A 26,146-nucleotide genomic window follows, 5' to 3' on the forward strand; every position below is an offset into this window, starting at 1 on the left:
AGTGAGAAACGAGAGCCTCTTTGTCCCCTCTCCCCCGCAAGTGGGGGAGAGGGAGCCGATCAAGCGGCCGCGCCGGTTGCTCCCTTGGTGAACGCTCCACCCGGATAACGATGGCTGCCAATCCCTACCTCGCCCTGCTGCTCGCCGTCCTGGCCGTTTTCCCGGTGCAGGCCGCGCAGCCTGCGCCGCCGGGGGCGAGCAGCTGCTCGGGCTGCCATGCGCCGGGCGGTGCGGGCGACGGGATCCCGGGGCTGGAAGGCCTCGACGCCGAGCGCATCGTCGCCGACATGCGCGCATTCCGCAGCGGCGAACGCGAGGCGACGGTGATGGACCGCATCGCCCGGGGCTTCACCGAGGACGAAACCCGCGCCATCGCCGAGTGGCTGGCCTCCGGCGAGGGCGAGCGAGACGCGACCGGGAAAGCGACCACCGGTCAGGACCCAGGAGCGCCGGATGCCGAGCCGTAGACATGTCCTGCAGGGCCTCGCCGCCGGCGCCGCCGTGGCGGCGCTGGGTCCGGTGCCGCGCCTGCGTGCGGCCGCGCCGCCGCGCGTGGTGGTGGTGGGCGGCGGCTTCGCCGGCGCCAGCTGCGCGCGCGCGTTGAAGCGGCTGGATCCCGGTCTCGACGTGGTCTTGGTCGAGCCGGCGGCACGCTACACCGCCTGCCCCTTCAGCAACACGGTGATCGCCGGCCTGCGCGATCCCGAGGCCCAGGTGTTCGGCTACGACGGCGTCGAGCGCGCCGGCGTGCGCCTGGCCCGCAGCAGCGCCAATGCGGTCGATGCCGACCGGCGCCGCGTGCGCCTGGACGACGGCACCACGCTGGACTACGCGCGCCTGGTGCTGGCGCCCGGCATCGAATTGCGCTTCGACGCCCTGCCCGGCTACGACCGCGCCGCCGCCGACGTGATGCCGCACGCCTGGAAAGCCGGCGAGCAGACACTGCGGCTGCGCCGCCAGCTCGAGGCAATGGAGGACGGCGGGCTGGTGGTGCTTTCGGTCCCGGCCAATCCGTACCGCTGCCCGCCCGGCCCCTATGAACGCGCGAGCCTGATCGCGCATTACCTGAAGACGCACAAGCCGCGCTCCAAGCTCATCGTGCTGGACGCCAAGGACCAGTTCTCCAAGCAGTCGCTGTTCGAGGCCGCCTGGCGCGAGCTGTACCCGGACCTGCTCGAATGGGTGCCGCTGTCGATGGGCGGACAGGTCGTCGAGGTCGATCCCGGCGCCATGACCCTGGTCACCGACTTCGACCGCTATCGCGCCGACGTCGCCAACGTTATCCCGCCGCAGCGCGCCGGCGCGATCGCGACCGCCGCGGGCGTGGCCGACCGCACCGGCTGGTGCCCGGTCGATCCAGTCACGTTCGAATCCCGGCTGCAGCCGGGCATCCACGTGATCGGCGATGCGATCATCGCCGGCGCCATGCCCAAGTCCGCCTTCGCCGCCAACGCGCAGGCCAAGGTCTGCGCGGCGGCAGTGGTCGACCTGGTCCGCGAGCGCACGCCGGCCGAGCCCCGGCTCATCAACACCTGCTACAGCCTGGTCGCGCCCGACCACGGCATCTCGATCGCCGGCGTCTACCGTCCCGGCGATGAGTTGCTGACCGAGATCGAGGGCGCGGGCGGCGTCAGCGCAGCCGACGCGCCGCAGGCGACGCGCGCGCTGGAGGCGATGTATGCGGAAAGCTGGTTCCGGACGATCACCGACGAGGTGTTCGCATGAATCGCCACGCGACGAGCCGCCGGAAATCGGCACGCGTAGAGCCGAGCTTGCCTGCGCGAAGTGACACGCTTGCGAGCTGTCCTGTCGACAGCTCGCGTGGCGCTGCGCGCCCGGCCAGGAAAGGCCGGGACGGACGGTCCGGAGCCGGTACGGGTGCGCCCGGGATGGCGACCGTCGTCTGTCCGAATGCCGGAACAGCGGAGCAGGCTCCGCTCTTTGGGACGAGCACTCAAGTATCGACCTGGATGGGAATGAAAGGCGTGCGACAACTGGTGCTGTGCCTTGGCCTGGCAAGTGCGGCCGCATGCGCAGCCGGGGCGCGGGACGCACCGGTGCATGCCGCCGCCAAAGACGGCGCGCTTGCCCGGCCGCCGGGCGTGCGTGCCGGTGACGCGACACGCGGTGCGGCGCTGATGAACGACCGCCACAGGAGCCTGTGCCTGCTGTGCCACGCCGGGCCGTTCCCCGATCCGCACCTGCACGGCACGCTCGCGCCCGACCTGATGGGGATCGGAAGCCGGCTCTCGGAGGACCAGCTGCGCCTGCGCATCGCCGACATGAAGGCAATCAACCCGGAGAGCATCATGCCGACCTACCGCCGCACCTCGGACGATGCCGACGGCGGCGACGCCAGGCGCATCCCTGCCGCCTGGCGCGGCAAGCCGGTGCTGGAGGACGACGAGATCGAGGATCTCGTCGCCTACCTGGCGACGTTGAAGGAATGAGCATGCGCGACGAGACGTACCGAAAACCGGGCGCGTTCGGACGGCGCGACTTCCTCGTCGCTGCCGCGGCCGGGCTGGTCGTGCTGGCGCTGCCCGCGCGCGCGGCGGCGCGGCCGTCCCTGGACGAGGCGGTGCGCAGCTTCACCGGCGGCGCCGAGGCGCCCGCTGGCGGAATGCGGCTGGAGATTCCGTCGCTGGTCGAGAACGGCAACGCCGTTGGCGTCACGGTGAGCGTGGACAGCGCGATGAGCGCGGACGACCACGTGCGTCGCATCGCGCTGTTCAACGAGATGAACCCGCAGGCGGACATCGCCGTGTTCCACCTGGGTCCGCGCGCCGGGCGGGCGCGGATCGCGACCCGGATCCGCCTGGCGACCGCGCAGACGGTCATCGCCGTGGCGGAGATGGGCGACGGCAGCTTCCGCTCCAGCGAGACGAACGTGATCGTGACCCTGGCCGCCTGCATCGAGGACCTGTCGTGACCCGCGCCCTGATCAACGTGCCCAAGACCGCCGGTCGCGGCGAGATCATCGAGATCAAGGCGATGATCTCGCACCCGATGGAAACCGGTCACCGGATGGGGACAAACGGCGTCGCCATCCCGCGCGACATCATCCACCGTTTCAGCTGCCGCTACGGCGACGAGGAGATCTTCGCCGCGGACCTGTTCCCCGCGATCTCCGCCAATCCGTTCCTGGCCTTCAGCACCGTCGCCACCACCAGCGGCACACTGACCTTCACCTGGACCGACGACGCCGGACAGACGTATACCGAGTCGGCCGAGATCACGGTGGAGTGATGGCGCGGCGCACGCGGCACACGGTCGCCATCTGCACCGTGCTGGCGGTCGCCGCGGCGGTGGCGGCGGACATCCCGCGTGACCAGCGCCGATCCGGCGCCGACTTCATGTCGGCCGAGACGCGGGCGATGCAGGACGACGACACCGGCAACCCCGGCATGCTCTGGGTGCTCGAAGGCGAACAGGCTTGGGACACGCCGCAGGGCGCGGGCGACGTCGCCTGCAGCGGCTGTCATGGCGACGCAGCCGACAGCATGCGCGGCGTCGCCGCACGCCATCCAGCCTTCGACGAAGCGCTGGAACGGCCGGTTGACCTCGCGACCAGGATCAACCGATGCCGAAGCACGCACCAGCAGCTCGAGCCGCTGGCGCACGAGAGCCGCGAACTGCTCGCCCTCACCGCCTACGTCGCGCACCAGTCGCGCGGCCTGCCGGCCGCGCCGCCGCCGGATCCGCGCTTGGCGCCGTTCCGCGCGCACGGCCGGCAGTTGTTCGAACGCCGCATCGGCCAGCTCGACCTGGCCTGCTCGGCCTGCCACGACGACCACTGGGGCGAACGGCTCGGCGGCAATCCGATTCCACAGGCGCATCCCACCGGCTACCCGTTGTACCGCCTGGAGTGGCAGTCGCTCGGCTCGCTGCAGCGGCGCCTGCGCAACTGCATGATCGGCGTGCGCGCCGAACCGTATCCGTTTGGCGCTCCGGAAATGATCGACCTGGAGCTCTACCTGATGCAGCGCGCCGAAGGCCTGCCGATCGAGACGCCTGCCGTGCGGCCGTGATCCCGAACGCATCGCCGGCTGCACAAACGCCGGCAAAGAAAAACCCCGCCTCGCGGCGGGGTTTTTCGTGTTGCGGTGACGCGACGGGCGTTTGGATCAGAAATCCATGCCGCCCATGCCGCCCATACCGCCCATGCCACCGCCGCCGCCGCCGGCGGACTCTTCCTTCTTCGGCAGCTCGGCCACCATCGCCTCGGTGGTGATCATCAGGCCGGCGATCGAAGCCGCGTTCTGCAGCGCCGAGCGGGTGACCTTGGTCGGGTCCAGGATGCCGAACTCGATCATGTCGCCGTACTCGCCGTTGGCGGCGTTGTAGCCGTAGTTGCCCTTGCCGTCGGCCACCTTGTTCAGCACCACGCTCGGCTCTTCGCCGCAGTTGGCGACGATCTCGCGCAGCGGCGCTTCCATCGCGCGCTTGGCGATGTTGATGCCGTGGTTCTGGTCCTCGTTGGCACCCTTCAGGTCGCCGATGGCCTGCAGCGCGCGGATCAGGGCGACGCCGCCGCCCGGGACCACGCCTTCCTCGACCGCTGCGCGCGTGGCGTGCAGGGCGTCCTCGACGCGGGCCTTCTTCTCCTTCATCTCGATCTCGGTCGAGGCGCCGACCTTGATCACCGCCACGCCGCCGGCCAGCTTGGCCACGCGCTCCTGCAGCTTCTCGCGGTCGTAGTCCGAGGAGGTCTCCTCGATCTGGGCCTTGATCTGCTTGATGCGCGACTCGATGCCCGCGGTGTCGCCGGCGCCGTCGATGATGGTGGTGTTTTCCTTGGTGATCTGCACCTTCTTGGCGCGGCCGAGGTCGTTGATGGTGGCCTTCTCGAGCTGCAGGCCGACTTCCTCGGAGATCACGGTGCCGCCGGTCAGCACGGCCATGTCTTCCAGCATCGCCTTGCGACGATCGCCGAAGCCCGGGGCCTTGACGGCGCACACCTTGACGATGCCGCGGATGGTGTTGACCACCAGGGTCGCCAGGGCCTCGCCCTCGACTTCCTCGGCGACGATCAGCAGCGGCTTGCCGGCCTTGGCCACGCCCTCGAGGACGGGCAGCAGGTCACGCACGTTGGAGATCTTCTTGTCGTGCAGCAGGATGAAGGGATCCTCCAGCTCGGCCGACATCGACTGCTGGTTGTTGATGAAGTACGGCGACAGGTAGCCGCGGTCGAACTGCATGCCCTCGACCACGTCCAGCTCGTTGTCCAGGCCCGAGCCTTCCTCGACCGTGATCACGCCTTCCTTGCCGACCTTCTTCATCGCGTCGGCGATGATGGTGCCGACCGACTCGTCGGAGTTGGCGGAGATGGTGCCGACCTGGGCGATCGCCTTGTCGTCGGCGGTGGGCTTGCTGATGTTCTTGAGCTGCTCGACGGCGGCGATCACCGCCTTGTCGATGCCGCGCTTGAGGTCCATCGGGTTCATGCCGGCGGCGACCGCCTTCATGCCCTCGCGGATCATCGCCTGCGCCAGCACGGTGGCGGTGGTGGTGCCGTCACCGGCGTTGTCGGAGGTCTTGGAAGCGACTTCCTTGACCATCTGCGCGCCCATGTTCTCGAACTTGTCGGACAGTTCGATTTCCTTGGCGACGGACACGCCGTCCTTGGTGATGGTCGGGGCGCCGAAGCTCTTCTCGAGCACGACATTGCGGCCCTTCGGGCCGAGGGTGGCCTTGACGGCATTGGCGAGAGCGTTGACACCGCGCACCATCTTGGCGCGCGCATCTTCACCGAAACGGATTTCTTTGGCTGCCATTTGAGACTCCGGAATTCGTGATGAGTGATTCGTGATTCGTAAGAGCGGAAAAGCGTGGTTCGGGTCGGAGGCGGGTGCTTCGCGAAGCAGTTGCTTCTAGCGAATCACCTATCACCAATCCCGAATCACGGCCGTTCTCGGCTCAGCTGAGAACGGCGAGGATGTCGTCCTCGCGGACCACCAGGTACTCGGTGCCGTCCAGCTTGACCTCGGTGCCGCTGTACTTGCCGAACAGCACCTGGTCGCCGGCCTTGACCTTCGGCGCGCGGACGCTGCCGTTGTCGAGCGCCTTGCCCTCGCCGGTGGCGACGACTTCGCCCTTGATCGGCTTCTCGGTGGCGGAGTCCGGGATCACGATGCCGCCGGCGGACATCTTTTCTTCTTCGGTACGCTTGATGACCACACGGTCGTAGAGCGGCTTGATATTGCTCATTTCGATCCTCGCTAAGTGATTGATCGGTTTGGAAAATGGGTGGCGACTTTAGCACTCTCGCAAGGAGAGTGCCAGGCGCGCGGACGGCAAAACCCGGCAACGCCGGGATGGATGCGAGATGGGCCCGCCGGTCCGCCTTTCAAGGCCTTCCGGCGAAAAAATTTCGCGGCGCGGGGTCGGCGGGGGGGTACGGACGGACCGAGCGCCGGCTGCGGGTCGTCAGAAGCGCCAGGCCGCCATCAGCATGGTCTCGCCGTCGTTGGGCTGGTGCAGGCTGGCATTGGAGATGTGCCGGGCCAACACGGAGAAGCGGTCCCAGCGCCAGCCGGCGGTGGTGATGAACTGCGGATCGCCGGACAGGGCATCGGTCTCGCCGGCCTGCGCCCCGAGGCCGAACCCCAGGGTCAGGCCGTTGTCGGTGCGCTCGTAGCGCAGTCCGGCATGGGCGACGGTCACGTCGTCCTCCAGGTCCAGCCGGGTGTCGTCGCGCCCGCGCACGTGGATCGCGCCCAGTTCCCAGTGCAGGACCGCATCGTCCATCGCCCGCCACGCCGGCAGCCATGCCGCGGAGATCACCGGCGTGGTCTCGTTGCCGCGGGTGACCGAGACGCCGCCGCCGATCTCGAATCGCGACTGCGCCAGGGCCGCGGAAGCCGGCAACGCGAACAGCGACGCCGCTGTCAGCAACACGGCGAAGGAGGGACTGGAACCATGCATGGAGATACCGGATGGGGGGGACAGGGGGCGCATATCTTAAACCCACCGGTACAGGATACGTGCGTTGCGGGCAGCGGCGGCCACGAAGGCCGGCATCATGACGCCCGCAAGGCCACACGGCCGCCACGGATCGCCGCCGGCGGGCCTCGGCTACCCTATACGCCCCCGCGCATGACCTTCCCGCCTTGAACGCCCTGCTCTGCCTGTGTGCCTGCCCGGATCGCGATGTCGCCGCACGCATCGCCGACACGCTCGTCGGCGAGCGCCTGGCAGCCTGCGTCAACGTGTTGCCCGGGGTGCGGTCGGTGTACCGCTGGCAGGACACGGTCGAGCATGACGACGAGGTGCTGCTGCTGATCAAGACCGCCCCGGCGCGGCTGGATGCGCTGACGGCACGCATCGTCGCCCTGCATCCGTATGAACTGCCCGAGGTGCTCGCGGTCGAAAGCGCCGGCGGCCTGCCCGCCTATCTGGACTGGATCGCACAGGAAACCCGCGTGGAGCCGCAACCGTGACGTCGCACCTGTCGAACTACCGGCATGTCCTCGCCGTGCTGGCGGCGTGCCTGCTCGGCACCACGGCCACGGTCGCGGCCGCGGTCGACGAGAGCGACCTGCTGCCGGTCGACGAAGCCTTCGTACTGACGGCCGCGGCACCCACGCGCAACCGCATCGAGCTGGACTGGAAGATTGCCGACGGCTATTACCTGTACCGCCACCGCATCGATGTCCGGCGGCTCGACGAAGGCTTCAAGATCAACCCGCTGCAACTGCCGGCCGGGCACAAGCACCACGACGAGTTCTTCGGCGAGGTCGAGACCTATCGCGACCGCCTGACCGCGGCGGTTACCGGCGCGCCCGACGACGGGATGACGACGCTGCCCCTGCAGGTCAAGTACCAGGGCTGCGCCGACGCCGGCGTGTGCTATCCACCGCAGACGCGGACCATCCACGTCGCCCTGCCTGCCCAGGCCGCTCCGCCTGCCGCGGGCTCCGCCAGCGCCGGCGACGGCTTCGCCGCGCTCGGCCGCGCGCTGTCGGGCAACGGCGTCATCCCGTCCGGCACCGCCGCGGACGGGACCGTACAGGCGTTGCCGCTGCCGCCGGAACAGGCGTTCGCTTTCGAGGCGATCGCCGGCGACGGCGACACCATCCTGATGCGCTTCACCCCGGCGCGCGGCTACTACCTGTACCGCGATCGCAGCACGTTCGCGCTCGACGGCGCCGACGGCATTGCCGCGGGCGCGCCGGCATGGCCGCGCGGGGTCGACCATCACGACGAACACTTCGGCAAGGTGGTGGTGTACTTCGACCAGGTCGACGTGCCGCTGCCGCTGCGGCGCACCCGCGCCGACGCCGCCGAGGTCACCCTCACCGCGACCTTCCAGGGCTGCCAGGACGAGGGCATCTGCTATCCGCCGATGACCCGCACGGTGACCGTGGCGTTGCCGCCGACTCGCACCACCCCCGCCCCTGTAGGAGCGGTTTCAGCCGCGACAGGGATCTCCCCGGAGGCGGCGGCGGCATCGGTCGCGGCTGAAGCCGCTCCTACAGGGACGGCCGGGGCGGAACGTGCGGGCGATGCCGCCGATGGCGGTCTGCCTCCGGCAGCGGAGGCGGGCGCACCGGCGGCGGCGGCCCCCCTGGCCGACGACAGTCGGCTGGCCGCCGCACTGGCCGGCCCGGATCGGCTGCTGGCCCTGCTCGGCTTCTTCGGCGCCGGCCTGCTGCTGGCGTTCACCCCCTGCGTGCTGCCGATGATCCCGATCCTGTCGGGGCTGATCGCCGGCGCCGGCACGCGCCTGGGCACCGGCCGCGCACTGCTGCTGTCGTTCGTCTACGTGCTGGCCAACGCGCTGGTGTTCACCGTGGCCGGGGTGGTCGCCGCGCTGCTCGGCGCCAACCTGCAGATCGCGTTCCAGACGCCGTGGATCATCGCCCTGTTCGCGCTGCTGTTCGTGGCGCTGGCGCTGTCGGCGTTCGGCCTCTACGAGCTGCAACTCCCGGCGGCTGTGCGCGCTAGGCTCGGCGCGATCAGCGACCGCCAGCGCGGCGGCTCGCTGGCCGGAGTGGCGGCGATGGGCGCGTTGTCGGCGCTGATCGTCGGCCCCTGCGTGGCGCCGCCGCTGGCCGCCGCGGTGCTGTACATCGGCGAGAGCGGCGACCCGGTGCTGGGCGGGACCGCGTTGTTCGTGCTGGCGATGGGCATGGGCCTGCCGCTGCTGGCGTTCGGCGTCGCCGCCGGGCGCGGGCTGCCGACCAGCGGGCCGTGGATGGTGGCGGCGCAGCGGGTGTTCGGCTTCGTGTTCCTGGGGCTGGCGGTGTGGATGCTGTCGCGGATCCTGCCGGGTCCGGCCACCCTCGCCCTATACGGCCTGCTGGCGCTGGCCGCGGCCGCATGGGCGCTGGCGGCAAGCACGGAAACGCCGCGCACGCGCCTGCTGGCGCGCTTCGCCGGCCTGGTGCTGGCGGTGATCGGCGCCGCGCAGCTGCTGGGGGCGATGTCGGGCGCGCACGATCCGCTGCGACCGCTGGACGGCATGACCGCGGCGCGACAGCCGCAGGCGGAGCTGCCGTTTCGCAGGATCAAGACCGTGGCCGACCTCGACCTGGAGATCGCCGCCGCGCAGGCCGCCGGCCGGCCGCTGCTGTTCGACTTCTATGCCGACTGGTGCGTGGCCTGCAAGGAAATGGAGAAGTACACCTTCCCGCAGACCGAAGTGCAGGACGCGCTGGCCGGTTTCGTGCTGCTCAAGGCCGACGTGACCGCCAACGACGCCGAGGACCAGGCGCTGATGCGCCGCTACGGGGTCGTCGGCCCGCCGGCGACGCTGTTCTTCGTCGACGGCGGCGAGCGCCGCGACCTGCGGCTGTTCGGCTTCGAGAAGGCCGCGGCGTTTGCCGCGCGCGTACAGCGCGCCACGGGCGAGGCGCGCTGATGCGTTCGAGCACCAAGATCGTGCTGGTGGCGGTGGCGGCGGGCACGCTGGGCGTGGTCGCCGGCCTGCTGACCCGCGGGCCCGGTCCGCTGCTGCGCACAGAACCCGGACAGCGGATCGCCCAGCAGGTGCTGCAGGCCAATGCGCCCGCGGCTCCGGAGGGCGTGGCGACGGCGAAGCGCGGCGGAACGCTGCCGAAGTTCGCCGTGGCGGCCCTGGACGGCGGTGACATCGTCCTGCCGGACGACTTCGCCGGCCGTCCGCTGCTGGTCAACGTCTGGGCCAGCTGGTGCGGTCCCTGCATCCACGAGATGCCGGAACTGGAGCGCTACGCCCGCGCGCAGGGCGAGGACGGCACCCGCGTGCTCGGCATCGCGCTGGACGATCCAGCGGCGGTGCGCGACTTCCTGCAGCGGGTCCCGGTGTCCTATCCCTTGGCGATCGACACCCCCGGTCGCGCCGACGCCGGCGTGCGCCTGGGCAACCCGCGCGGGGTGCTGCCGTACTCGGTGCTGGTCTCGGCGGACGGCCGGGTGCTGAAGCAGCGCATCGGGCCGTTCGAGGACGGCGAGGTCGACGGCTGGGCACGCTAGCCCGGCCGCCTCTGCGTAGGAGCGCGCCATGCGCGCGATACCGCGGGCATTTCGCCGCCCGCGAATTCCGGTGACCGGCGCGCCTGCCGGTCCGGAATCGCGGCATCCACCGGATCCTGCCGGCACCCGCGGTATCGCGCGCATGGCGCGCTCCTACGGGTACGGAGGCGCCGAGCGCGCGGGAGCACGGCCGCCGCTCGCGGCGCGCGTTGCAATTAGAGCGGAAACTCAAACAAACGCTTAAATTCGGCGAAGATCGGCGAACTGGACAGCATCAACAGCTTGGCCCAGACTGCGCGCCTGCTTCCGGTCCCGGCCCCGATGGCGAAACTGCTGCTCCTGCACGGCCCCAACCTCAACCTGCTCGGCACGCGCGAGCCGGAGGTCTACGGCCGCACCACGCTCGCCGAGATCGACGCCGACCTGGCGCAACGCGCCGGGGCCGCCGGCCACACACTCGAGAACCTGCAGTCCAACGCCGAACACGTGCTGGTCGAGCGGGTGCAGGCGGCACGCGAAGACGGCACCGCCTTCCTGCTGATCAACCCGGCCGCGTTCACCCACACCTCAGTGGCGCTGCGCGACGCGCTCGCCGCGGTGGCGATCCCGTTCATCGAGGTGCACCTGTCCAATCCGCATGCGCGCGAACCGTTCCGCCACAGCAGCTACTTCAGCGACCTGGCCGTCGGCGTGATCTGCGGCTTCGGCGCCGACGGTTACCGCTACGCCCTGGAGGCGGCGCTCGCCCGCCTGCCCCGCTGAACCCACGAATCCCATGTCCCCGCCCGGCGGCGAACGCCGGGACACCACAGAGGCCACCATGGACCTGCGAAAAATCAAGAAGCTGATCGACCTGCTCGAGGAGTCCAACCTCTCCGAGATCGAGATCAAGGAAGGCGAGGAATCGGTACGCCTGTCGCGGCTGCAGACCGGCCCCACGTACGCACCGCCGGCGGCGCCGATGCCGGTCTCGCGCGGCGCCGAGCCGACGATGCCGATGCAGTCCCCGGTCGAGGCTGCCACCGGCGGCCGCGGCGGCGCCGCACCCGCGCCGACAGCGGACGCGGGCAGCGCGGCGCTACCGGAAGGGCATACGGTCAAGTCGCCGATGGTCGGCACCTACTACGCCTCGCCGGCGCCGGACAAGCCGGCCTTCGTCAGCGTCGGCCAGGCCGTCAAGGCCGGCGAGACGCTGGGCATCATCGAGGCGATGAAGATGTTCAACCCGATCGAGGCCGACATCGAAGGCACCGTACTCGCGATCCTGTGCGAGAACGGCCAGCCGGTGGAGTTCGATCAGCCGTTGTTCGTGATCGGCTGACGGGCCGGGAATCGGGAATGGAGAATCGGGAATCGAAGCGGCCACATGAGCGGCTGGAGGTCTGGCGGGACGCCATGGATCTCGTCGAGACGGTTTATCGATTCTCGTCAGCCTTTCCCGACACTGAGCGCTACGCGCTGACCGGCCAGCTCCGGCGCGCGGCGGTGAGCGTGCCCTCCAACATCGCCGAAGGCGCGGCGCGACGCTCGAAAGCCGAATACCTGCGCTTTCTTTCGATCGCCCGCGGCTCGCTGTCGGAACTCGACACCCAAACCCAGATCGCCATCCGCCTTGGCTATGCGAAGCACGACGACGCGCTCGCCGAACTCACGGATCGCGTATTCGCCAGACTCACTGCGCTAATGAACGTACTCGGCAAACCAGGAGTCTCGGCGCAACCCGGCTCTTGCGATTCCCCATTCCCCATTCCCGATTCCCGGCCCTCCCATGCTTGATAAAGTCGTCATCGCCAACCGCGGTGAAATCGCGCTGCGCATCCTGCGCGCGTGCCATGCGCTCGGCATCCGCACGGTCGCGGTGCATTCCACCGTCGATCGCAACCTCAAGCACGTCGCCATGGCCGACGAGTCGGTCTGCATCGGCCCGGCGCCGTCGGCGCGCAGCTACCTGGACATGCCGGCGATCATCGCCGCGGCCGAGGTGACCGACGCGCAGGCGATCCACCCCGGCTACGGCTTCCTCAGCGAGAACGCCGACTTCGCCGAGCGCGTGGAGCAGTCCGGCTTCGTCTTCATCGGCCCCAGGGCCGAGACCATCCGCCTGATGGGCGACAAGGTCGAGGCGATCCGGGCGATGAAGGAGGCCGGCGTGCCCTGCGTGCCGGGCAGCGGCGGGCCGCTCGGCGACGACGCCGAGGCCAACATCGCCATCGCCCGCGAAATCGGCTACCCGGTGATCGTCAAGGCGGCCGGCGGCGGCGGCGGGCGCGGCATGCGCGTGGTGCACACCGAGGCGGCGCTGTCCGCGGCGGTCGTCACCACCAAGCAGGAAGCCAAGGCCGCGTTCGGCAACGACATGGTGTACATGGAGAAGTTCCTGGAGAACCCGCGCCACGTCGAGATCCAGGTGCTGGCCGACGGCCAGGGCAATGCCATCCACCTGGGCGAGCGCGACTGCTCGATGCAGCGCCGCCACCAGAAGGTGGTCGAGGAGGCGCCGGCGCCGGGGATCAGCGAGGACGAGCGCGCCGCGATCGGCAAGGTCTGCGTCGAGGCCTGCCTGCGCATCGGCTATCGCGGCGCCGGCACGTTCGAGTTCCTGTACGAGGACGGCCGCTTCTATTTCATCGAGATGAACACCCGCATCCAGGTCGAGCACCCGGTCACCGAGCTGGTCACCGGCATCGACCTGGTGCGCGAACAGCTGCTGATCGCCGCCGGCCAGCCGTTGTCGATCCGGCAGCAGGACGTGGTGCTGCGCGGGCATGCGATTGAATGCCGGGTCAACGCCGAGGACCCGGACAGCTTCATGCCCTCGCCCGGGCTGATCCAGCATTTCCATGCGCCGGGCGGTCCGGGCGTGCGCGTCGACTCGCACATCTACGAAGGCTATCGGGTGCCGCCCGACTACGACTCGATGATCGGCAAGCTGATCGTGCACGGCGCCGACCGCGAGCAGGCGATCGCGCGCATGCGCGTGGCCTTGAACGAGATGGTGATCGACGGCATCAAGACCAACATCCCGCTGCAGCAGCGGATCATGCGCGATATCGGCTTCCAGTCCGGCGGCCAGAACATCCATTACCTGGAAAAGCGGCTGGCCGAGCGCCGCGACAAGTCGCTGTCGATCGGCTGAGGCCGGGACAGGGAGCACCGCTACGCAAGCGGCGCTTCACATGTGGGAGCGACGGCAGTCGCGACTTGTCGACAGCGGCTGCCGTCGCTCCCACACGATCACCCGGTCAGCGGAACTCGATCGCCGCATCCGGCTCGTCGAGCGGATCCACCGGCACCATCTGCAGTTCCGAAGACGGCGACGCCTCTTCCGGAGCGATGCGCCGGCTCCCCGGGATCGGCTGCACGCCGACGCCGGAGGACTGGCTCACCACGGTCACGTACTCGCTGGAACCGTCGGGCCAGACCACCTTGAAGGTGCTGCCCGGCGGCAGCGACGAAAACGGCGCCCCGCTCTGCGCCCGGTAGACCGCGGCAATCTGCGATGCCCCGCTCATCCGGATCTCGGTCGGTGACTCCGCCGTGGTCACGGCGACTTGCGACAGTTCCCGGTAGTTGTCGTTGAGCGCATCGATCATGACCCCGGCCGCGGTAACCGAATAGGCGACGAACAACAGCACCCAGCAATAGAACTTGAGCTTGTGCACGAAGCGTTTGTTTTTCATTTCGGTACTCCCTCGCTCCTCAGCAGCGAGTCAATCATGTCATCGACGACATCCGCCCCCTGTCGCGGAATCGCAGCGTCGTAAACGAACGTCTGGAAATCCTGTTCCTCGTCCTGCGAGCAGATGCCGCCGTTGGCGCAATAGTTCGTCATCAGCGGACCCTCCCCACTGCAGTCCTGTCCCAACTCGCATCCCGCCAGTTGCCATGCCAGTTCGGTGAGCTGGCTGCCGGCCACCTGACCGGCATGGGCGTCATCGCCGGCCGCCATCACCCCCATCGCCGGCGCCAGTGCGGTATAGGCCTCCGGGTCGGCCGAGCGCTGCACGCGATCGGCCAGGTCGCGGCGGTAGGCCTTGCTGTCGTCGAGCGGTTCGCCCATCGCCAGCAGCGCGGCCTCGGCCGCCAGGCTGCCGGCCTCGGCGGCCTGCGTGCGGCGGAGCAGGATCGTCTGGTAGTCCAGCCGGTCCTCCGGGGCGAACCGCGCGCAGCGACGGCTCACGCGCTCGCGCGCGGCCACCATCGCCGCGGACGCGCGCAGCTTCATTTCGCCGAACAGGCGGGTGTCGCCGGCGTAGGCAGCAGGATCGCCGGCGTACGGCGCGCAGTACTCGTAGACGCGGCTGACCAGCCAGATGGCGTCGGCCTCGCCGGCACGCGCGGCCGGGATCAACGACTGCAGGTAGACATAGAGGTCGGGGGCCCGCGCGAATTCCCGGCGCAGGTGGCGACGCCGGTCGGCCGCGCCCGGCGAAGCGCGCGTGTCGCCGTCGTCGGTCACGGGCGTGGGCGTGGCGATCACCGGCGCGCCGGCGACGGGCGCGCCCCCGAGATCGGCGGCACCGGCCATCGCCGGCACCGGCCCGGCGGAGCGCTCACCGGCGCGCTGATACAGCGCGACGCCGACGAGCAGCGCCAGCGCGGCAACGATCAGCAGCGGCTTGTTCCAGGACATGAGCGTATCCCTTCGCGGCAACCGGCACGACCGCATCCGGACTGCCGTCGTCAGCATGTCGGGCATCTGCGGAAGACCTCGCTGCACCTCAAAGGACCCGTCTCCTGCGGTGGACCGACGTACCAGACGACCGGCACGGCGCGGCCGATCGGACGAGGCCGTCGCACCGGCCTCTTCACCGGCCCGCCCGCCTCGCAGGAGGCCATCTTAGAGCAATTTTCGCGGCGCCACCGCGCCGCGCCGGGCGCGTGAAGGCTTTCCGGCGCAGCGCCCTTTACGCCCGGGGCCGGGCACCGCACCATTCGCCTCCCCCTCCCGGTGCCCCCCCGCCATGCCCCATCTCGAACTATCGCTGCGATGCAGCGAGGACGAACAGCCGCGTTACGAGCGCGCCCTGGCCGATGTCGGCGCGCTGGCGGTGACCATGCTCGACGCCAACGCCGATACCGCCGACGAACACGCGATCCTCGAGCCGGGCGTCGGTGAAACGCCGCTGTGGAACACGCTGGAGCTCAGTGCGCTGTTTCCGCACGACACCGATGCGCTGGTGCTGCTCGCGGCTCTGGAAGCCTTCGATCCGGCGCTGGACTGGACCCGTGCCGCGTTCCGCAACGTCGACGACCAGGACTGGGAACGCGCCTGGATGGACCGCTACACGCCGCTGCGGTTCGGTGCGCGCACCTGGATCGTGCCCTGGAACAGCGACCTGCCGGACGAGGCGGCGCACGCCGATGCCGCCGTGGTGCGGCTCGATCCCGGCCTCGCCTTCGGCTCCGGCACCCATCCGACCACCGCGCTGTGCCTGCAATGGCTCGATGCGCTCGCCGCCGAGGGCGCGCTACAGGGCCGCGAAGTGCTCGACTACGGCTGCGGCAGCGGCATCCTGGCGCTGGCGGCGCTGAAGCTGGGCGCCGCGCGCGCGACCGGCGTCGACAACGACCCGCAGGCGCTGCTGGCCAGCGCCGACAACGCCGAGCGCAACGACGTCGGCGCGCGCCTGCAGGTCTCGCTGCCGCAGGACGCGCCGGCCGGCCCCTATCCGGTCGTCGTCGCCAACATCCTCGCCACTGCGCTCGATGCGCTCGCCGAACCCCTCGCCGAACGGGTCGCGCCGGGCGGGCGCATCGCACTGTCCGGCGTCCTCGACGGGCAGCAGGAAGACGTGCTGCGGCGCTACCGGCCGTGGTTCGAATCGCTGGCGGTCACGCACGAAGGTGACTGGGTTCGCATCGACGGCGTGCGCCGACGTGGTTGAATACAGGGCGGACCCGCCCGCCTTCGGGCGGATCGCGCTGCGCACGGGGAGAAGCACGGATGTCGATGCATGACCGGACAATGACCCGGCGTCACGGGCGGACGACGCTCGTGGCTCCGTTGTCGCGGCCGGTGCCCGGCGAGCGTTAGCACGCCATGTTCATCAACTGCCCGAACTGCGCCGCACTGGTGGCGACCGACTTCGCCACCGATCTGCCGCCCGAGCGCTGCCCGCGCTGCGGGTTCGCCCTGCGCGAAGCGGTCGCGCCGCCAGCTGCCGCCAGTCCCGCGCCGGTCGAACCTCCCACGCAGGTGGCGCCGCCTGCGCCGCCACCTGCAGCCGCCGACACGCCTGCGCCGCCCGCTGTGCCACCGCCCCCGCCCTCGTCGGCACCGCCGCCGCCCGCGCCCGCCAGGTCTCCTGCCGCGACAGCGCAGCCAGTGCCGACCGCTGCGACCGTGCCCGCGGATCGTGGCGACGACGCCAACACGTCCACCGATGACCCGAACGCCGCCGCAGGCGGCAACGGCGCGCCCGCAGCCGAGGCACGCCCGCCGGCCGATACCGCTGCCGCTGCCGCAAACACCGCCGCAAGCGCAGAAGCCCCGGCGACGCAGGCATCGGAGCAGGAAAGCCCGGACACGCCCGCCACGCCGGCGCCCACGGCAGGCGACGCCACGCGCCAGGTCAAGCCCGCACCCAGCTTCGCCCAGCGCCACCTGCGCGCTGCCGCGGGCACAAAGGCACTGCGCCGGCGCTGGCCGGCCGTGGCCGCGGTGGTCGCGCTCGCGCTGTTGCTGGTGTTGCAACTGCTGCTGGCCGATCGCGCCCGGCTCGCGGCCGATCCGCAATGGCGGCCGCTGCTCGCTGCGGTGTGCGGCACGATCGGCTGCACGCTGCCGCCATGGCGCGAGCCGGAATCGATCGCCCTGTTGCAGCGTGACGTGCGGCCGCATGCCGAGCTGGCGGGCGTGCTGCGGGTGAACGCGACGATCCGCAACGACGCGCGCTGGACGCAGGCTTGGCCGCACCTGGTCCTGCGGCTGTCGGACATCGACGGCCGTACGTTGGGCCAGCGCCGCTTTTCGCCGGAGGAGTACCTTCAACAGCCGCCTGCCCCGGCGGGAATGTCCAGCGGACAACGCGCCACGATCCGCCTCGACGTGCTGGAACCCTCGCCGCATACGGTCGCGTTCAACTTCGACTTTGAATAGCCGCGCACATCGCGATCGTGCAGTGCGTCTTGGCGCGCCCGCGCCGGGCGCGCTAGACTCGCTCCCCCGTCGAAGGTCCGACGCCGCCTCTCCAGCGCGGCATGCGACTGCTGCGACGGTTGCAGCAACGCGCCACCCGGACACGATCTTGAACGCCGAACGCCCCGATTCCAGCAACCGCTCCGGACAACGCACGCCTTTGCGCGATCACGTTGCCAATTCGGTGCGTCGTTACATCGGCGATCTCAACGGCAGCGGCGCCGACAACCTGTACGAGATCGCACTGCGCGAACTGGAGATCCCGTTGTTCGTCGAGGTGCTGAACCACTGCGACGGCAACCAGAGCCGCGCCGCGGCGATGCTCGGCATCCATCGCGCCACCCTGCGCAAGAAGCTGCGCGACTACGGACTCAACTGAAAAGCGTAGGAGTGAGTGGAGAGGAGTGAGAAACGAGCCTTGACCCGCTTTTACTCGTTTCTCACTTCTCTTCACTCGTTTCTCGCCTTTCGCCTTCCGCCGCGGACGCTATAATTCCGGCCCCGCGCCGCCATTCCCCACCCATGACCCTCGACCGACTGCCCGTGCGCCGGGCCCTGCTGTCCGTGTCCGACAAGACCGGACTGATCGACCTGGCCCGCGCGCTGGCTGCCCGCGATATCGAGCTGCTGTCCACCGGCGGCACCGCCCGGACGCTGCGCGAGGCCGGCCTGCCGGTACGCGACGTCTCCGAGGTCACCGGGTTTCCCGAGATCATGGATGGTCGGGTCAAGACCCTGCACCCGAAGATCCACGGTGGCCTGCTTGGCCGCCGCGGCACCGACGACGCGGTGATGGCCGAGCATGGCATCGCCGCGATCGACCTGCTGGTGCTGAACCTGTATCCGTTCGAGTGCGTGGCGTATCAGCCCGACGCGAAGTTCGATGACATCATCGAGAACATCGATATCGGCGGCCCGGCGATGCTGCGCGCGGCGGCGAAGAACTTCGCCCGCGTCGCCGTGGCGACCGATCCGACGCAGTACGACGACATCATCTCCGAGCTCCAGGCGAACGACGGCACGCTGTCGCAGCGCACGCGGTTCGCGCTGTCGGTGGCGGCATTCAATCGCGTCGCCCAGTACGACGCGCGCATCAGCGACGTGCTGTCGGCGATCGCCGAACCCTCAGACGCCGGCGCCGCGGGCCGCGCCACGTTCCCCGCGCAGAGCAACGGCAACTTCGTCAAGGTGATGGACCTGCGCTACGGCGAGAACCCGCACCAGCAGGCGGCGTTCTACCGCGACCTGTGGCCGGCCCCCGGCACCCTGGCCACTTTCGTCCAGCTGCAGGGCAAGGACCTGTCCTACAACAACATCGCCGATGCCGATGCCGCCTGGGAATGCGTGCGCCAGTTCGACGCGCCGGCCTGCGTGATCGTCAAGCACGCCAATCCCTGCGGCGTGGCGGTCGCCGGCGACTGCGGCGACGCCTACGAGCGCGCCTACGCCACCGACCCGACCTCGGCCTTCGGCGGCATCATCGCCTTCAACCGCACGCTCGACGCCGCCACGGCCAAGGCGATCCTCGACCGCCAGTTCGTCGAGGTGCTGATCGCCCCCGACCATGCAGCCGACGCGCTCGCCTGCTGCGCCAAGAAGGCCAACGTGCGCGTGCTGCGGATCCCGCACGGCGAAGGCCGCAACAGCATCGACGTGAAGCGCGTCGGCTCCGGCTTGCTGATGCAGACCGCCGACGTCCGCGAGATCGCGCGCGAGGAACTCAGGGTGGTCAGCCGGCGCGCGCCGGACGACATCGAACTGGCCGACCTGCTGTTCGCCTGGCAGGTGGCCAAGTACGTCAAGTCCAACGCCATCGTCTATGCGAAGGACGGACGCACCGTCGGCGTCGGCGCCGGACAGATGAGCCGCGTGGTCAGCGCGAAGATCGCCGGCCTGAAGGCCGAGGAGGCAGGGCTGGCCGTGCCCGGATCGGCGATGGCCAGCGACGCTTTTTTCCCGTTCCGCGACGGCATCGACGCCGCCGCCTCGGCCGGCATCCGTGCGGTGATCCAGCCCGGCGGCTCGATGCGCGACGCCGAGGTGATCGCCGCCGCCGATGAGCACGACATCGCCATGGTGTTCACCGGCGTGCGCCACTTCCGGCACTAGGGCTCGTCGATGACGCTGCTGCTGTTCCTCGGCGGTCTGGCAGCGCTGTTGGGCGGCGCGGAAATGCTGGTGCGCGGCGCCTCGCGGCTCGCCGCCGCGACCGGGCTGTCGCCGCTGGTGATCGGCCTGACCGTGGTCGCCTTCGGCACCAGCGCACCGGAACTGGCGGTCGGCATCGGCGCCGCGCGCAGCGGGGTGGCCGACCTGGCGGTGGGCAACGTGGTCGGCAGCAACATCACCAACGTGCTGCTGATCCTCGGCATGAGCGCGCTGATCGCGCCGTTGGTGGTGGCGCGGCAGCTGGTGCGGATGGACGTGCCGGTCATGATCCTGTGCTCGGTCGCGGTGATGGGGCTGACGGTGGATGGGCACCTGTCGCGCATCGAGGGCGGCGCGCTGTTCCTGGCCTGCCTCGGCTACCTGGGCCTGCTGCTGCGCACTGCGATGCGCGGCGACGACGACGAACCGTCCGACGACGCCCCCGCGCAGGTCCCCCGCGGCATCGCCAGCCGTGCGCTCGACCTGGCACTGGTCGCCGTCGGCCTGGCCTTGCTGGTGCTCGGCGCCGGCTGGCTGGTCGACGCCGCCACCAGCGTCGCCGCGGCGATGGGCGTCAGCGAACTGGTCATCGGACTGACCGTGGTGGCGATCGGCACCTCGTTGCCGGAGATCGCCACCGCGCTGCTGGCGGTGCTGCGCGGCCAACGCGACATGGCGGTCGGCAACGTGATCGGCAGCAACGTGCTCAACCTGCTGCTGGTACTGGCGCTGACCGCGGTGGTCTCGCCGCAGGGCCTGGCGGTGGGCGCGGCGGTGGTCCGCTTCGACCTGCCGGTGATGACGGCGGTGGCGCTGGCCTGCCTGCCGATCTTCTACACCGGCCACTGCATCCGCCGTTGGGAGGGCGCGGTGTTCCTGGCCTACTACGCCGCGTACATGGCCTACCTGCTGCTCGACGCGGCCGGGCACGACGCGCTGCCGGCCTTCAGCGCGGTGATGATGCGCTTCGTGGTGCCGCTGACCGCACTCACCCTCGTTATGCTGGTGCTGCGCGCGCTGCACCTGGGCCGCGCACGTGGATCGCATTCGGAAGAGGACGGGCAATGAAGTTACTGGTGATCGGTTCCGGCGGCCGCGAACACGCGCTGGCCTGGAAACTCGCGCAGTCCGCGCGCGTCGACGAGGTGCTGGTCGCGCCCGGCAATGCCGGCACCGCGACCGAGGCGAAATGCCGCAACGTCGACGTCGCCGCCGGCGACATCGAGGGCCTGCTGGCGCTGGCACGGCGCGAGGCCGTCGCCTTCACCGTGGTCGGCCCGGAAGGCCCGCTGGTCGCCGGCATTGTCGACCGCTTCCGCGAGTCCGGCCAACGCATCTTCGGCCCCACCGCCGCCGCCGCGCAGCTGGAGGGCAGCAAGGCCTTCGCCAAGGACTTCCTCGCCCGCCACGGCATTCCCACCGCGCACTACGCGGTGTTCACCGAGGCCGAGGCCGCGCTGGACTACGTGCAGCAGAAAGGTGCCCCGATCGTGATCAAGGCCGACGGCCTGGCCGCCGGCAAGGGCGTGATCGTGGCCATGACGCTCGCCGAGGCCGAGGCCGCGATCACCGACATGCTGTCCGGCTACGCCTTCGGCGAGGCTGGCGCGCGGGTGGTGGTGGAGGAGTTCCTCGACGGCGAGGAGGCCAGCTTCATCGCCCTGGTCGACGGCAAGACCGCGCTGCCGATGGCCACCAGCCAGGACCACAAGCGCGTCGGCGACGGCGACACCGGCCCCAACACCGGCGGCATGGGCGCCTACTCGCCGGCGCCGGTGGTCACCCCCGACGTACACGCGCGCATCCTGCGCGAGGTGATCGAACCGACCGTGCACGGCATGGCGGCCGACGGCGTGCCGTTCACCGGCTTCCTCTACGCAGGGCTGATGATCGACAAGGCCGGCGCGCCCAAGGTGATCGAGTTCAACGTGCGCTTCGGCGACCCCGAGACGCAGCCGGTCATGCTGCGCCTGCAGTCGGATTTCGCCGACCTGATCGAGGCCGGCATCGACGGCCGCCTGGATACCGTGCAACCGCAATGGGACCCGCGCGCCGCACTCGGCGTGGTGCTGGCCGCGGAAGGCTATCCCGGCAAACCGCGCACCGGCGACGCCATCAACGCCTGGGACGTGCCCGAACCCGAAGGCAGCAAAATTTTCCATGCCGGCACCCGCATCGAGGGCGAACACGTCGTCACCGCCGGCGGCCGTGTGCTGTGCGTGTGCGCCCTGGGCGAGACGGTGACCGAGGCGCAGCGCAATGCCTATGCCGAAGTCGCCGGCATCTCCTGGCACGGCGAGTTCCACCGCCACGACATCGGCTGGCGCGCGATCGAACGCGAGAAGCGCGGGCACGAACAGGAAGCTTCGTAGGAGCGATGGAAGTCGCGACCTGCACACTGCGTTCATGGGCTTTCCGGGTCGCACAGCATCGCTCCTATAGCCGACACAGCGCGCGTTAATTTCACTTCAGCCCGCAACTTAAATTAACGATCAGCGCAGCGCTCAGCCGGGGCTTCGTCCCGGAACGCAACAGCTGTTCCGGTCGATGCCGAGAGACCTAAACCACCCGCATATCTCCGCAGGCACCAATCAGTGCGCTGTGCCGTCGCCGCCTTCCGGCGCCGGCTGCAATTCCTCCGCCAACGCCTCCAGCTCGGCGATCTCCGCTTCCAGGGCATCGTAAAACTCGCTCTGGCGCGTCATCAGCGCCTCGATCTTGGCGGAATGTTTCAGCTTCGACAGCTCGCCGTCGAACAGCAGCCACTGCGTGGTCAGCAACTCGACGTTGTTCTTCGCGTAGTGCCGCATCTCCTTGAGCTGCGCCACCGTATCGTTGACATGCTCGAATGGGCTCTTGTGTTCCGCGGACATGGCGACCTCCTGACTTTCAAGGGTCTGCCTCAGGGTAGCCGCGCGAAGCTGGCCGGGAGCCGAATGCGCAAGCATCCCCCCGGCAAAGCCGGAAGGGTTCTCATAGCTTGGTCCAGAGACTTGTGCAGGACATGGGCAGCAAGCAGACGACTCAGCCAAGCGAGGATTGACCGGAACAGGGAGAACGACCGCCGCCACATCGACCCGCTACACTCCCGCCAAACCGCGAGGAGGCCGCATGGCGCAGGACAAGCCGGACGAGGCATCGACCGAAGGAACGCCGCCCGCAGCGGGGTCGGGGCCCGCGGCGCCGGTCACCCACAGCCAGTTCGGCCTGCTGAAGCAGCGGCGGTTCCTGCCGTTCTTCAACGTTCAGGCAATCAACGCGCTCAACGACAACGTCTTCCGCCAGGCGATCATCGGCATGCTGTTCTGGCTGCAGGCCAGCGACGAGCAGATGGCGCTGTACGCGAGCCTGGCGCCGGCGGTCTTCATCCTGCCCTACTTCCTGTTCTCCGGCATCGCCGGGCAGGTGGCGGAGAAGCTGGAGAAGCACCGGCTGATCCGGATCACCACCGCGATGGAGATCGTGATCATGCTGGTCGCGGCACTGGGCTTCATGGCCCAGAGCCTGCCTGTGCTGCTGGTGGCGCTGTTCTGCACCGGCGTGCAGTCGACCCTGTTCGGGCCGGTCAAGTATTCGATCCTGCCCTCGGTGCTGCGGCCGGAGGAACTGACCGGCGGCAACGGCCTGGTCGAGATGGGCACCTCGATGTCGATCCTGATCGGCATGATCGTGGGCGGCCTGCTGTTCAAGCTGGCCGGCGACCAGGCGCCGTGGGTGGCCGGTGTGGCCGTGGTCTCGCTGGCGGTGCTCGGCAACCTGATCGCGCGGCTGATCCCGCGCGTCGACGCCGGTGCGCCGGACCTGAAGATCAACTGGAATCCGATCCCCGAGTCGGTACGCATGCTCAAGCTGGCGCGCAAGCAGCTGGCGGTGCGCAACGCGGTGCTCGGCGTGTCGTGGTTCTGGTTCGTCGGCACGGTGCTGACCTCGCAGCTGCCGGCCTATGCACGGATCCACCTGGGCGGCGACGAGACGTTGTACATCTTCGCGCTGGCGCTGTTCTCGATCGGCGTGGGCGTGGGCTCGCTGCTGTGCGAGAAGCTGTCGGCACGCACAGTGGAGATCGGCCTGGTGCCGCTGGGTGCGTTCGGCATGACCGTCTGCATCCTCGACCTGTACTTCGCCCGCACCGGCTTGGCGCCGGCCGGCGGGCTGGACGCGCTGGGCTTCCTGGGCGAGGCCGGCAGCTGGCGGATCGTGGCCGACCTGGTCGGCATCGGCCTGTTCGCCGGTTTCTTCGTGGTGCCGCTGTTCGCGCTGATCCAGAGCCGCTCGCCGAAGCACGAACTGTCACGGGTGATCGCCGGACTCAACATCCAGAACTCGGGCTTCATCGTGCTGGCCGCGATGTCGGCGTTGGCCGCGCAGCAGCTGCTGGGCTGGAGCATCCCGCAGGTGTTCCTGGCACTGGCGATCCTCAATGCGCTGGTGGCGATCTGGATCTTCACCATCGTGCCCGAATTCCTGATGCGCTTTCTCAGCTGGCTGCTGGTGCGCGCGCTGTACCGGCTGCGCATCCGCGGCATCGAGGCACACGTGCCGGACGAGGGCCCGGCGCTGCTGGTGTGCAACCACGTCAGCTACATGGACGCGCTGATCCTGGCCGCCGCCATCCCGCGGCCGGTACGCTTCGTGATGTACCACCGCATCTTCAACATCCCGGTGCTGCGCTGGATCTTCCGCACCGCCCGCGCGATCCCAATCGCCGGCGCGAAGGAGGACCCGGCACTGATGCAGCACGCGTTCGACGAGGTCGATCGGACGTTGGCCGAAGGCGAGATCGTGGCCGTGTTTCCGGAGGGGCGGCTGACCGCCGACGGCGCCATCGCCCCGTTTAAGTCCGGCGTGGAGCGGATCCTCGCGCGCCGCCCGGTGCCGGTGGTGCCGATGGCGCTCAAGGGCATGTGGGCCAGCATGTGGAGCCGCAACGATTCGCGGATGGGCCGGATGCGCGTGCCGCGGCGGTTCCGCGCCCATGTCGAGGTGGTGGCCGGGGCGCCGCTGGACGGCGGCGCCGCGACGGCGGCGCAGTTGGAGGCCCGGGTGCGGGCGCTGCGGGGCGATGACGCCTGACCCTTGTAGGGAGCGCCCCATGGGCGCGATACCGCGGGTGTCGGCAGGATCCGGTGGATGCCGTGATTCCGGACCGGCAGGCACGCCGGTCGCCAGAATTCGCGGGCGGGCGAAAGTCCCGCGGTATCGCGGGCATGGCCCGCTCCTACGAGGCAGGTCCGACAGCGATCTGGCCGGTGGGAACGCGTCAGCCGACCCAGCCAGCGATCACGAACAACGCGATCACCGCCAGCCACAGCAGCAGGATGCGCCAGACCAGGCTCATGGCATCGCGCAGTTCCGGCAACTCCGGCGCCGCCGCGACCGGCGGCGGCAGGCCGGCGTCGACGTAGTCGGCGGCCTCGTCCGCCAATTCCTCGCGCACGCTGGCGCGGGCGAGGCGATCGAGAAACCCGCTGTCGAGACCGAACGCGTCGCTGCCGGCTTCGCGCCACGCGCCGACCACCACATCAAAGTTGCCCACCAGCGCCAGCGACACCGCCAGTAGCTGGGTCACCGGCCAGTCCAGCAGTGCCAGCAGGCCGCGGGCGCCGGCCGCCGTCCGCGCCGGCAGCGCCGCCGAGGCCTCGCCTTCGGCGGCGAGCGCCGTCAGGCGGTACAGCAGCGCACCGAAAGGGCCGAGCAACAGGAACCAGAACAGGACGCCGAACCAGCGTCCGCGGGCATTGCGGAACACCCGCGCCACCAGGTCCGGCCCCGTCAGCGACGGCGCTGCGGCATGCGGCCACAACCGCGCCGCGGCGGCGCGCCGTGCAACCGGGTCCGCGGCATCGGCCACCGCCTGCACGTCGAGATCGAGATCGCGCGGCCCCCAGGCGTAGAACAGCACCGCGACCCCGAACAGCAGCGCCGGGAAGCCGAGCATGCGTTCGTCCAGCGCGAACTGGAACAGCGCCACCAGCAGCAGCGGCGGCAACAGCGCCAACGCGATGCCGAAGCGGCCCTGCCACACGCCTTCCTGCGGGAACTGCCCGTCGAGCCAGCGCAACCAGCCCTGGTACCAGCCGTACTGGCGCAACGATCCGGCAAGCGCCGGCGCGACATGACCGAGCACCAGCGCGACGACGACGGCGAGCAGTGTGGCGAACATGTCGGGAGTGTAGCGGGAGCGAAGAGCGAGGAGCGAGGATCCAGGAACGAGGAGAGAGAAACGGGAGACGGGGGGACGGAAGACGGGACCAAAGGCGGCCGTTCGTCGACGATGGTCGCCCCGGCGCAGGCGGATCCATCGTTATCCGGCCGCACCGTCGTCCGCTCCCGCGTCGCCGTCCGGCCCGTATCGTCGTCCATCCCGCACCGTCATCCCGGCGTAGGCCGGGATCCAGC

26 protein-coding genes and 1 pseudogene are annotated in these 26,146 nt (G+C 69.9%); 20 read left to right on the top strand and 7 right to left on the bottom strand.

All coding sequences use genetic code 11. The features are described from left to right. Positions 1-110 precede the first annotated feature (110 nt). The 6 genes from FXO19_RS06360 (at position 111) to soxA (ending at position 4,031) form a co-directional block, all read left to right on the top strand. A complete protein-coding gene (locus tag FXO19_RS06360) occupies positions 111-467 on the top strand; it encodes a c-type cytochrome (protein WP_149194244.1) in 357 nt (118 codons plus the stop codon). Then, the gene (locus tag FXO19_RS06365) at positions 454-1,725 is read left to right on the top strand and encodes an NAD(P)/FAD-dependent oxidoreductase (RefSeq protein ID WP_149194245.1); all 1,272 of its coding nucleotides are present in this window, start codon (positions 454-456) and stop codon (positions 1,723-1,725) included. Before FXO19_RS06360 ends, FXO19_RS06365 begins: the two co-directional genes overlap by 14 nt. Positions 1,726-1,889: 164 nt before the next feature. Continuing rightward, positions 1,890-2,450: a sulfur oxidation c-type cytochrome SoxX gene (gene soxX, locus FXO19_RS06370; RefSeq protein ID WP_223115440.1), complete on the top strand. Its 561-nt coding sequence runs from the start codon at positions 1,890-1,892 to the stop codon at positions 2,448-2,450. Between the two features lie 2 nt (positions 2,451-2,452). After that, positions 2,453-2,932, top strand: a complete 480-nt coding sequence (locus FXO19_RS06375; protein WP_187775657.1) for a SoxY-related AACIE arm protein — start codon at positions 2,453-2,455, stop codon at positions 2,930-2,932. After that, on the top strand, positions 2,929-3,249 hold the full coding sequence (gene soxZ / locus FXO19_RS06380; RefSeq protein ID WP_149194247.1) for a thiosulfate oxidation carrier complex protein SoxZ: 321 nt from the start codon (positions 2,929-2,931) through the stop codon (positions 3,247-3,249). Before FXO19_RS06375 ends, soxZ begins: the two co-directional genes overlap by 4 nt. Next, positions 3,249-4,031: a sulfur oxidation c-type cytochrome SoxA gene (gene soxA / locus FXO19_RS06385; protein ID WP_149194248.1), complete on the top strand. Its 783-nt coding sequence runs from the start codon at positions 3,249-3,251 to the stop codon at positions 4,029-4,031. Before soxZ ends, soxA begins: the two co-directional genes overlap by 1 nt. A 96-nt stretch (positions 4,032-4,127) precedes the next feature. On the opposite strand, the gene groL is transcribed toward soxA, so the two are convergent. From groL to FXO19_RS06400, 3 genes are all read right to left on the bottom strand, one after another. Next, positions 4,128-5,777: a chaperonin GroEL gene (gene groL, locus FXO19_RS06390; protein WP_149194249.1), complete on the bottom strand. Its 1,650-nt coding sequence runs from the start codon at positions 5,775-5,777 to the stop codon at positions 4,128-4,130. Between the two features lie 142 nt (positions 5,778-5,919). After that, entirely contained in the window at positions 5,920-6,210 is a 291-nt protein-coding gene (groES, locus tag FXO19_RS06395; protein ID WP_149194250.1) for a co-chaperone GroES, read from the bottom strand. Positions 6,211-6,429: 219 nt separating this feature from the next. After that, entirely contained in the window at positions 6,430-6,927 is a 498-nt protein-coding gene (locus FXO19_RS06400; RefSeq protein WP_187775658.1) for an acyloxyacyl hydrolase, read from the bottom strand. Positions 6,928-7,112: 185 nt separating this feature from the next. Here FXO19_RS06400 and cutA point away from each other — a divergent pair, with 185 nt between their 5' ends. From cutA to accC, 7 genes are all read left to right on the top strand, one after another. Continuing rightward, positions 7,113-7,442: a divalent-cation tolerance protein CutA gene (gene cutA / locus FXO19_RS06405; protein WP_149194252.1), complete on the top strand. Its 330-nt coding sequence runs from the start codon at positions 7,113-7,115 to the stop codon at positions 7,440-7,442. After that, the gene (locus tag FXO19_RS06410) at positions 7,439-9,865 is read left to right on the top strand and encodes a protein-disulfide reductase DsbD (protein WP_149194253.1); all 2,427 of its coding nucleotides are present in this window, start codon (positions 7,439-7,441) and stop codon (positions 9,863-9,865) included. The genes cutA and FXO19_RS06410 overlap by 4 nt, the downstream gene beginning before the upstream one ends. Then, positions 9,865-10,458 (top strand): TlpA disulfide reductase family protein, encoded by a 594-nt coding sequence (locus FXO19_RS06415; protein ID WP_149194254.1) that lies wholly within the window; start codon positions 9,865-9,867, stop codon positions 10,456-10,458. Before FXO19_RS06410 ends, FXO19_RS06415 begins: the two co-directional genes overlap by 1 nt. A 321-nt stretch (positions 10,459-10,779) precedes the next feature. Continuing rightward, a complete protein-coding gene (gene aroQ, locus FXO19_RS06420; RefSeq protein ID WP_149194255.1) occupies positions 10,780-11,220 on the top strand; it encodes a type II 3-dehydroquinate dehydratase in 441 nt (146 codons plus the stop codon). 58 nt (positions 11,221-11,278) lie between these two features. Next, positions 11,279-11,779 carry an acetyl-CoA carboxylase biotin carboxyl carrier protein gene (accB, locus tag FXO19_RS06425; RefSeq protein ID WP_149194495.1) on the top strand — a complete coding sequence of 167 codons (501 nt, stop codon included), beginning with the start codon at positions 11,279-11,281 and terminating at the stop codon, positions 11,777-11,779. Between the two features lie 17 nt (positions 11,780-11,796). Next, the gene (locus FXO19_RS06430) at positions 11,797-12,234 is read left to right on the top strand and encodes a four helix bundle protein (RefSeq protein WP_149194256.1); all 438 of its coding nucleotides are present in this window, start codon (positions 11,797-11,799) and stop codon (positions 12,232-12,234) included. Continuing rightward, complete coding sequence (accC, locus tag FXO19_RS06435) at positions 12,227-13,594, top strand: acetyl-CoA carboxylase biotin carboxylase subunit (RefSeq protein WP_149194257.1); 1,368 nt, start codon at positions 12,227-12,229, stop codon at positions 13,592-13,594. Before FXO19_RS06430 ends, accC begins: the two co-directional genes overlap by 8 nt. 202 nt (positions 13,595-13,796) lie before the next feature. Here accC and FXO19_RS06440 read toward each other — a convergent pair. Together FXO19_RS06440 and FXO19_RS06445 are read right to left on the bottom strand one after the other, a co-directional pair. After that, positions 13,797-14,138, bottom strand: a pseudogene (locus tag FXO19_RS06440) (hypothetical protein); the annotation flags it as partial. Next, positions 14,135-15,091 carry a hypothetical protein gene (locus FXO19_RS06445; protein ID WP_255516326.1) on the bottom strand — a complete coding sequence of 319 codons (957 nt, stop codon included), beginning with the start codon at positions 15,089-15,091 and terminating at the stop codon, positions 14,135-14,137. The pseudogene FXO19_RS06440 and the gene FXO19_RS06445, both read right to left, overlap by 4 nt. 331 nt (positions 15,092-15,422) lie before the next feature. On the opposite strand from FXO19_RS06445, the gene prmA reads away from it, so the two are divergent. The 6 genes from prmA to purD all read left to right on the top strand — a co-directional run bounded on the left by prmA (position 15,423) and on the right by purD (position 22,119). Beyond that, positions 15,423-16,346, top strand: a complete 924-nt coding sequence (gene prmA / locus FXO19_RS06450) for a 50S ribosomal protein L11 methyltransferase (protein WP_149194258.1) — start codon at positions 15,423-15,425, stop codon at positions 16,344-16,346. A 155-nt stretch (positions 16,347-16,501) separates the two neighbouring features. Beyond that, on the top strand, positions 16,502-17,560 hold the full coding sequence (locus FXO19_RS06455; RefSeq protein ID WP_149194259.1) for a DUF3426 domain-containing protein: 1,059 nt from the start codon (positions 16,502-16,504) through the stop codon (positions 17,558-17,560). A gap of 148 nt (positions 17,561-17,708) precedes the next feature. Then, positions 17,709-17,978, top strand: coding sequence for a DNA-binding transcriptional regulator Fis (gene fis / locus FXO19_RS06460; RefSeq protein WP_149194260.1), 270 nt, complete (start codon positions 17,709-17,711; stop codon positions 17,976-17,978). Positions 17,979-18,121: 143 nt separating this feature from the next. Continuing rightward, entirely contained in the window at positions 18,122-19,708 is a 1,587-nt protein-coding gene (gene purH, locus FXO19_RS06465) for a bifunctional phosphoribosylaminoimidazolecarboxamide formyltransferase/IMP cyclohydrolase (protein ID WP_149194261.1), read from the top strand. 9 nt (positions 19,709-19,717) lie between these two features. After that, positions 19,718-20,815 (top strand): calcium/sodium antiporter, encoded by a 1,098-nt coding sequence (locus FXO19_RS06470; protein ID WP_149194262.1) that lies wholly within the window; start codon positions 19,718-19,720, stop codon positions 20,813-20,815. Continuing rightward, positions 20,812-22,119, top strand: a complete 1,308-nt coding sequence (gene purD / locus FXO19_RS06475; protein ID WP_149194263.1) for a phosphoribosylamine--glycine ligase — start codon at positions 20,812-20,814, stop codon at positions 22,117-22,119. Before FXO19_RS06470 ends, purD begins: the two co-directional genes overlap by 4 nt. Before the next feature lie 219 nt (positions 22,120-22,338). Here purD and FXO19_RS06480 read toward each other — a convergent pair whose 3' ends face one another. Further along, on the bottom strand, positions 22,339-22,620 hold the full coding sequence (locus tag FXO19_RS06480) for a hypothetical protein (protein WP_149194264.1): 282 nt from the start codon (positions 22,618-22,620) through the stop codon (positions 22,339-22,341). Between the two features lie 238 nt (positions 22,621-22,858). Here FXO19_RS06480 and FXO19_RS06485 point away from each other — a divergent pair, with 238 nt between their 5' ends. Next, positions 22,859-24,820, top strand: a complete 1,962-nt coding sequence (locus FXO19_RS06485) for an MFS transporter (RefSeq protein WP_149194265.1) — start codon at positions 22,859-22,861, stop codon at positions 24,818-24,820. A 187-nt stretch (positions 24,821-25,007) separates the two neighbouring features. Here the strand turns inward: FXO19_RS06485 and FXO19_RS06490 are convergent, their stop codons facing one another. Then, entirely contained in the window at positions 25,008-25,910 is a 903-nt protein-coding gene (locus FXO19_RS06490; RefSeq protein WP_149194266.1) for a regulatory signaling modulator protein AmpE, read from the bottom strand. Positions 25,911-26,146: the final 236 nt, after the last annotated feature.

Origin of the sequence: Luteimonas suaedae (genome assembly GCF_008312895.1) — a bacterium.
Lineage (GTDB): Bacteria > Pseudomonadota > Gammaproteobacteria > Xanthomonadales > Xanthomonadaceae > Luteimonas > Luteimonas suaedae.

Excerpts from the sequence above, each read along its gene's own strand:
- FXO19_RS06490 (WP_149194266.1), bottom strand. The coding sequence starts at position 25,910 with ATGTTCGCCACACTGCTCGCCGTCGTCGTCGCGCTGGTGCTCGGTCAT.
- FXO19_RS06480 (WP_149194264.1), bottom strand. The coding sequence starts at position 22,620 with ATGTCCGCGGAACACAAGAGCCCATTCGAGCATGTCAACGATACGGTG.
- FXO19_RS06445 (WP_255516326.1), bottom strand. The coding sequence starts at position 15,091 with ATGTCCTGGAACAAGCCGCTGCTGATCGTTGCCGCGCTGGCGCTGCTC.
- FXO19_RS06415 (WP_149194254.1), top strand. The coding sequence starts at position 9,865 with ATGCGTTCGAGCACCAAGATCGTGCTGGTGGCGGTGGCGGCGGGCACG.
- soxX (WP_223115440.1), top strand. The coding sequence starts at position 1,890 with ATGGCGACCGTCGTCTGTCCGAATGCCGGAACAGCGGAGCAGGCTCCG.
- purH (WP_149194261.1), top strand. The coding sequence starts at position 18,122 with ATGACCCTCGACCGACTGCCCGTGCGCCGGGCCCTGCTGTCCGTGTCC.
- FXO19_RS06430 (WP_149194256.1), top strand. The coding sequence starts at position 11,797 with ATGGAGAATCGGGAATCGAAGCGGCCACATGAGCGGCTGGAGGTCTGG.
- FXO19_RS06470 (WP_149194262.1), top strand. The coding sequence starts at position 19,718 with ATGACGCTGCTGCTGTTCCTCGGCGGTCTGGCAGCGCTGTTGGGCGGC.
- accB (WP_149194495.1), top strand. The coding sequence starts at position 11,279 with ATGGACCTGCGAAAAATCAAGAAGCTGATCGACCTGCTCGAGGAGTCC.
- FXO19_RS06365 (WP_149194245.1), top strand. The coding sequence starts at position 454 with ATGCCGAGCCGTAGACATGTCCTGCAGGGCCTCGCCGCCGGCGCCGCC.
- accC (WP_149194257.1), top strand. The coding sequence starts at position 12,227 with ATGCTTGATAAAGTCGTCATCGCCAACCGCGGTGAAATCGCGCTGCGC.
- FXO19_RS06375 (WP_187775657.1), top strand. The coding sequence starts at position 2,453 with ATGCGCGACGAGACGTACCGAAAACCGGGCGCGTTCGGACGGCGCGAC.
- groES (WP_149194250.1), bottom strand. The coding sequence starts at position 6,210 with ATGAGCAATATCAAGCCGCTCTACGACCGTGTGGTCATCAAGCGTACC.
- purD (WP_149194263.1), top strand. The coding sequence starts at position 20,812 with ATGAAGTTACTGGTGATCGGTTCCGGCGGCCGCGAACACGCGCTGGCC.
- FXO19_RS06485 (WP_149194265.1), top strand. The coding sequence starts at position 22,859 with ATGGCGCAGGACAAGCCGGACGAGGCATCGACCGAAGGAACGCCGCCC.
- FXO19_RS06455 (WP_149194259.1), top strand. The coding sequence starts at position 16,502 with ATGTTCATCAACTGCCCGAACTGCGCCGCACTGGTGGCGACCGACTTC.
- groL (WP_149194249.1), bottom strand. The coding sequence starts at position 5,777 with ATGGCAGCCAAAGAAATCCGTTTCGGTGAAGATGCGCGCGCCAAGATG.
- prmA (WP_149194258.1), top strand. The coding sequence starts at position 15,423 with ATGCCCCATCTCGAACTATCGCTGCGATGCAGCGAGGACGAACAGCCG.
- aroQ (WP_149194255.1), top strand. The coding sequence starts at position 10,780 with ATGGCGAAACTGCTGCTCCTGCACGGCCCCAACCTCAACCTGCTCGGC.
- soxA (WP_149194248.1), top strand. The coding sequence starts at position 3,249 with ATGGCGCGGCGCACGCGGCACACGGTCGCCATCTGCACCGTGCTGGCG.
- FXO19_RS06400 (WP_187775658.1), bottom strand. The coding sequence starts at position 6,927 with ATGCATGGTTCCAGTCCCTCCTTCGCCGTGTTGCTGACAGCGGCGTCG.
- FXO19_RS06360 (WP_149194244.1), top strand. The coding sequence starts at position 111 with ATGGCTGCCAATCCCTACCTCGCCCTGCTGCTCGCCGTCCTGGCCGTT.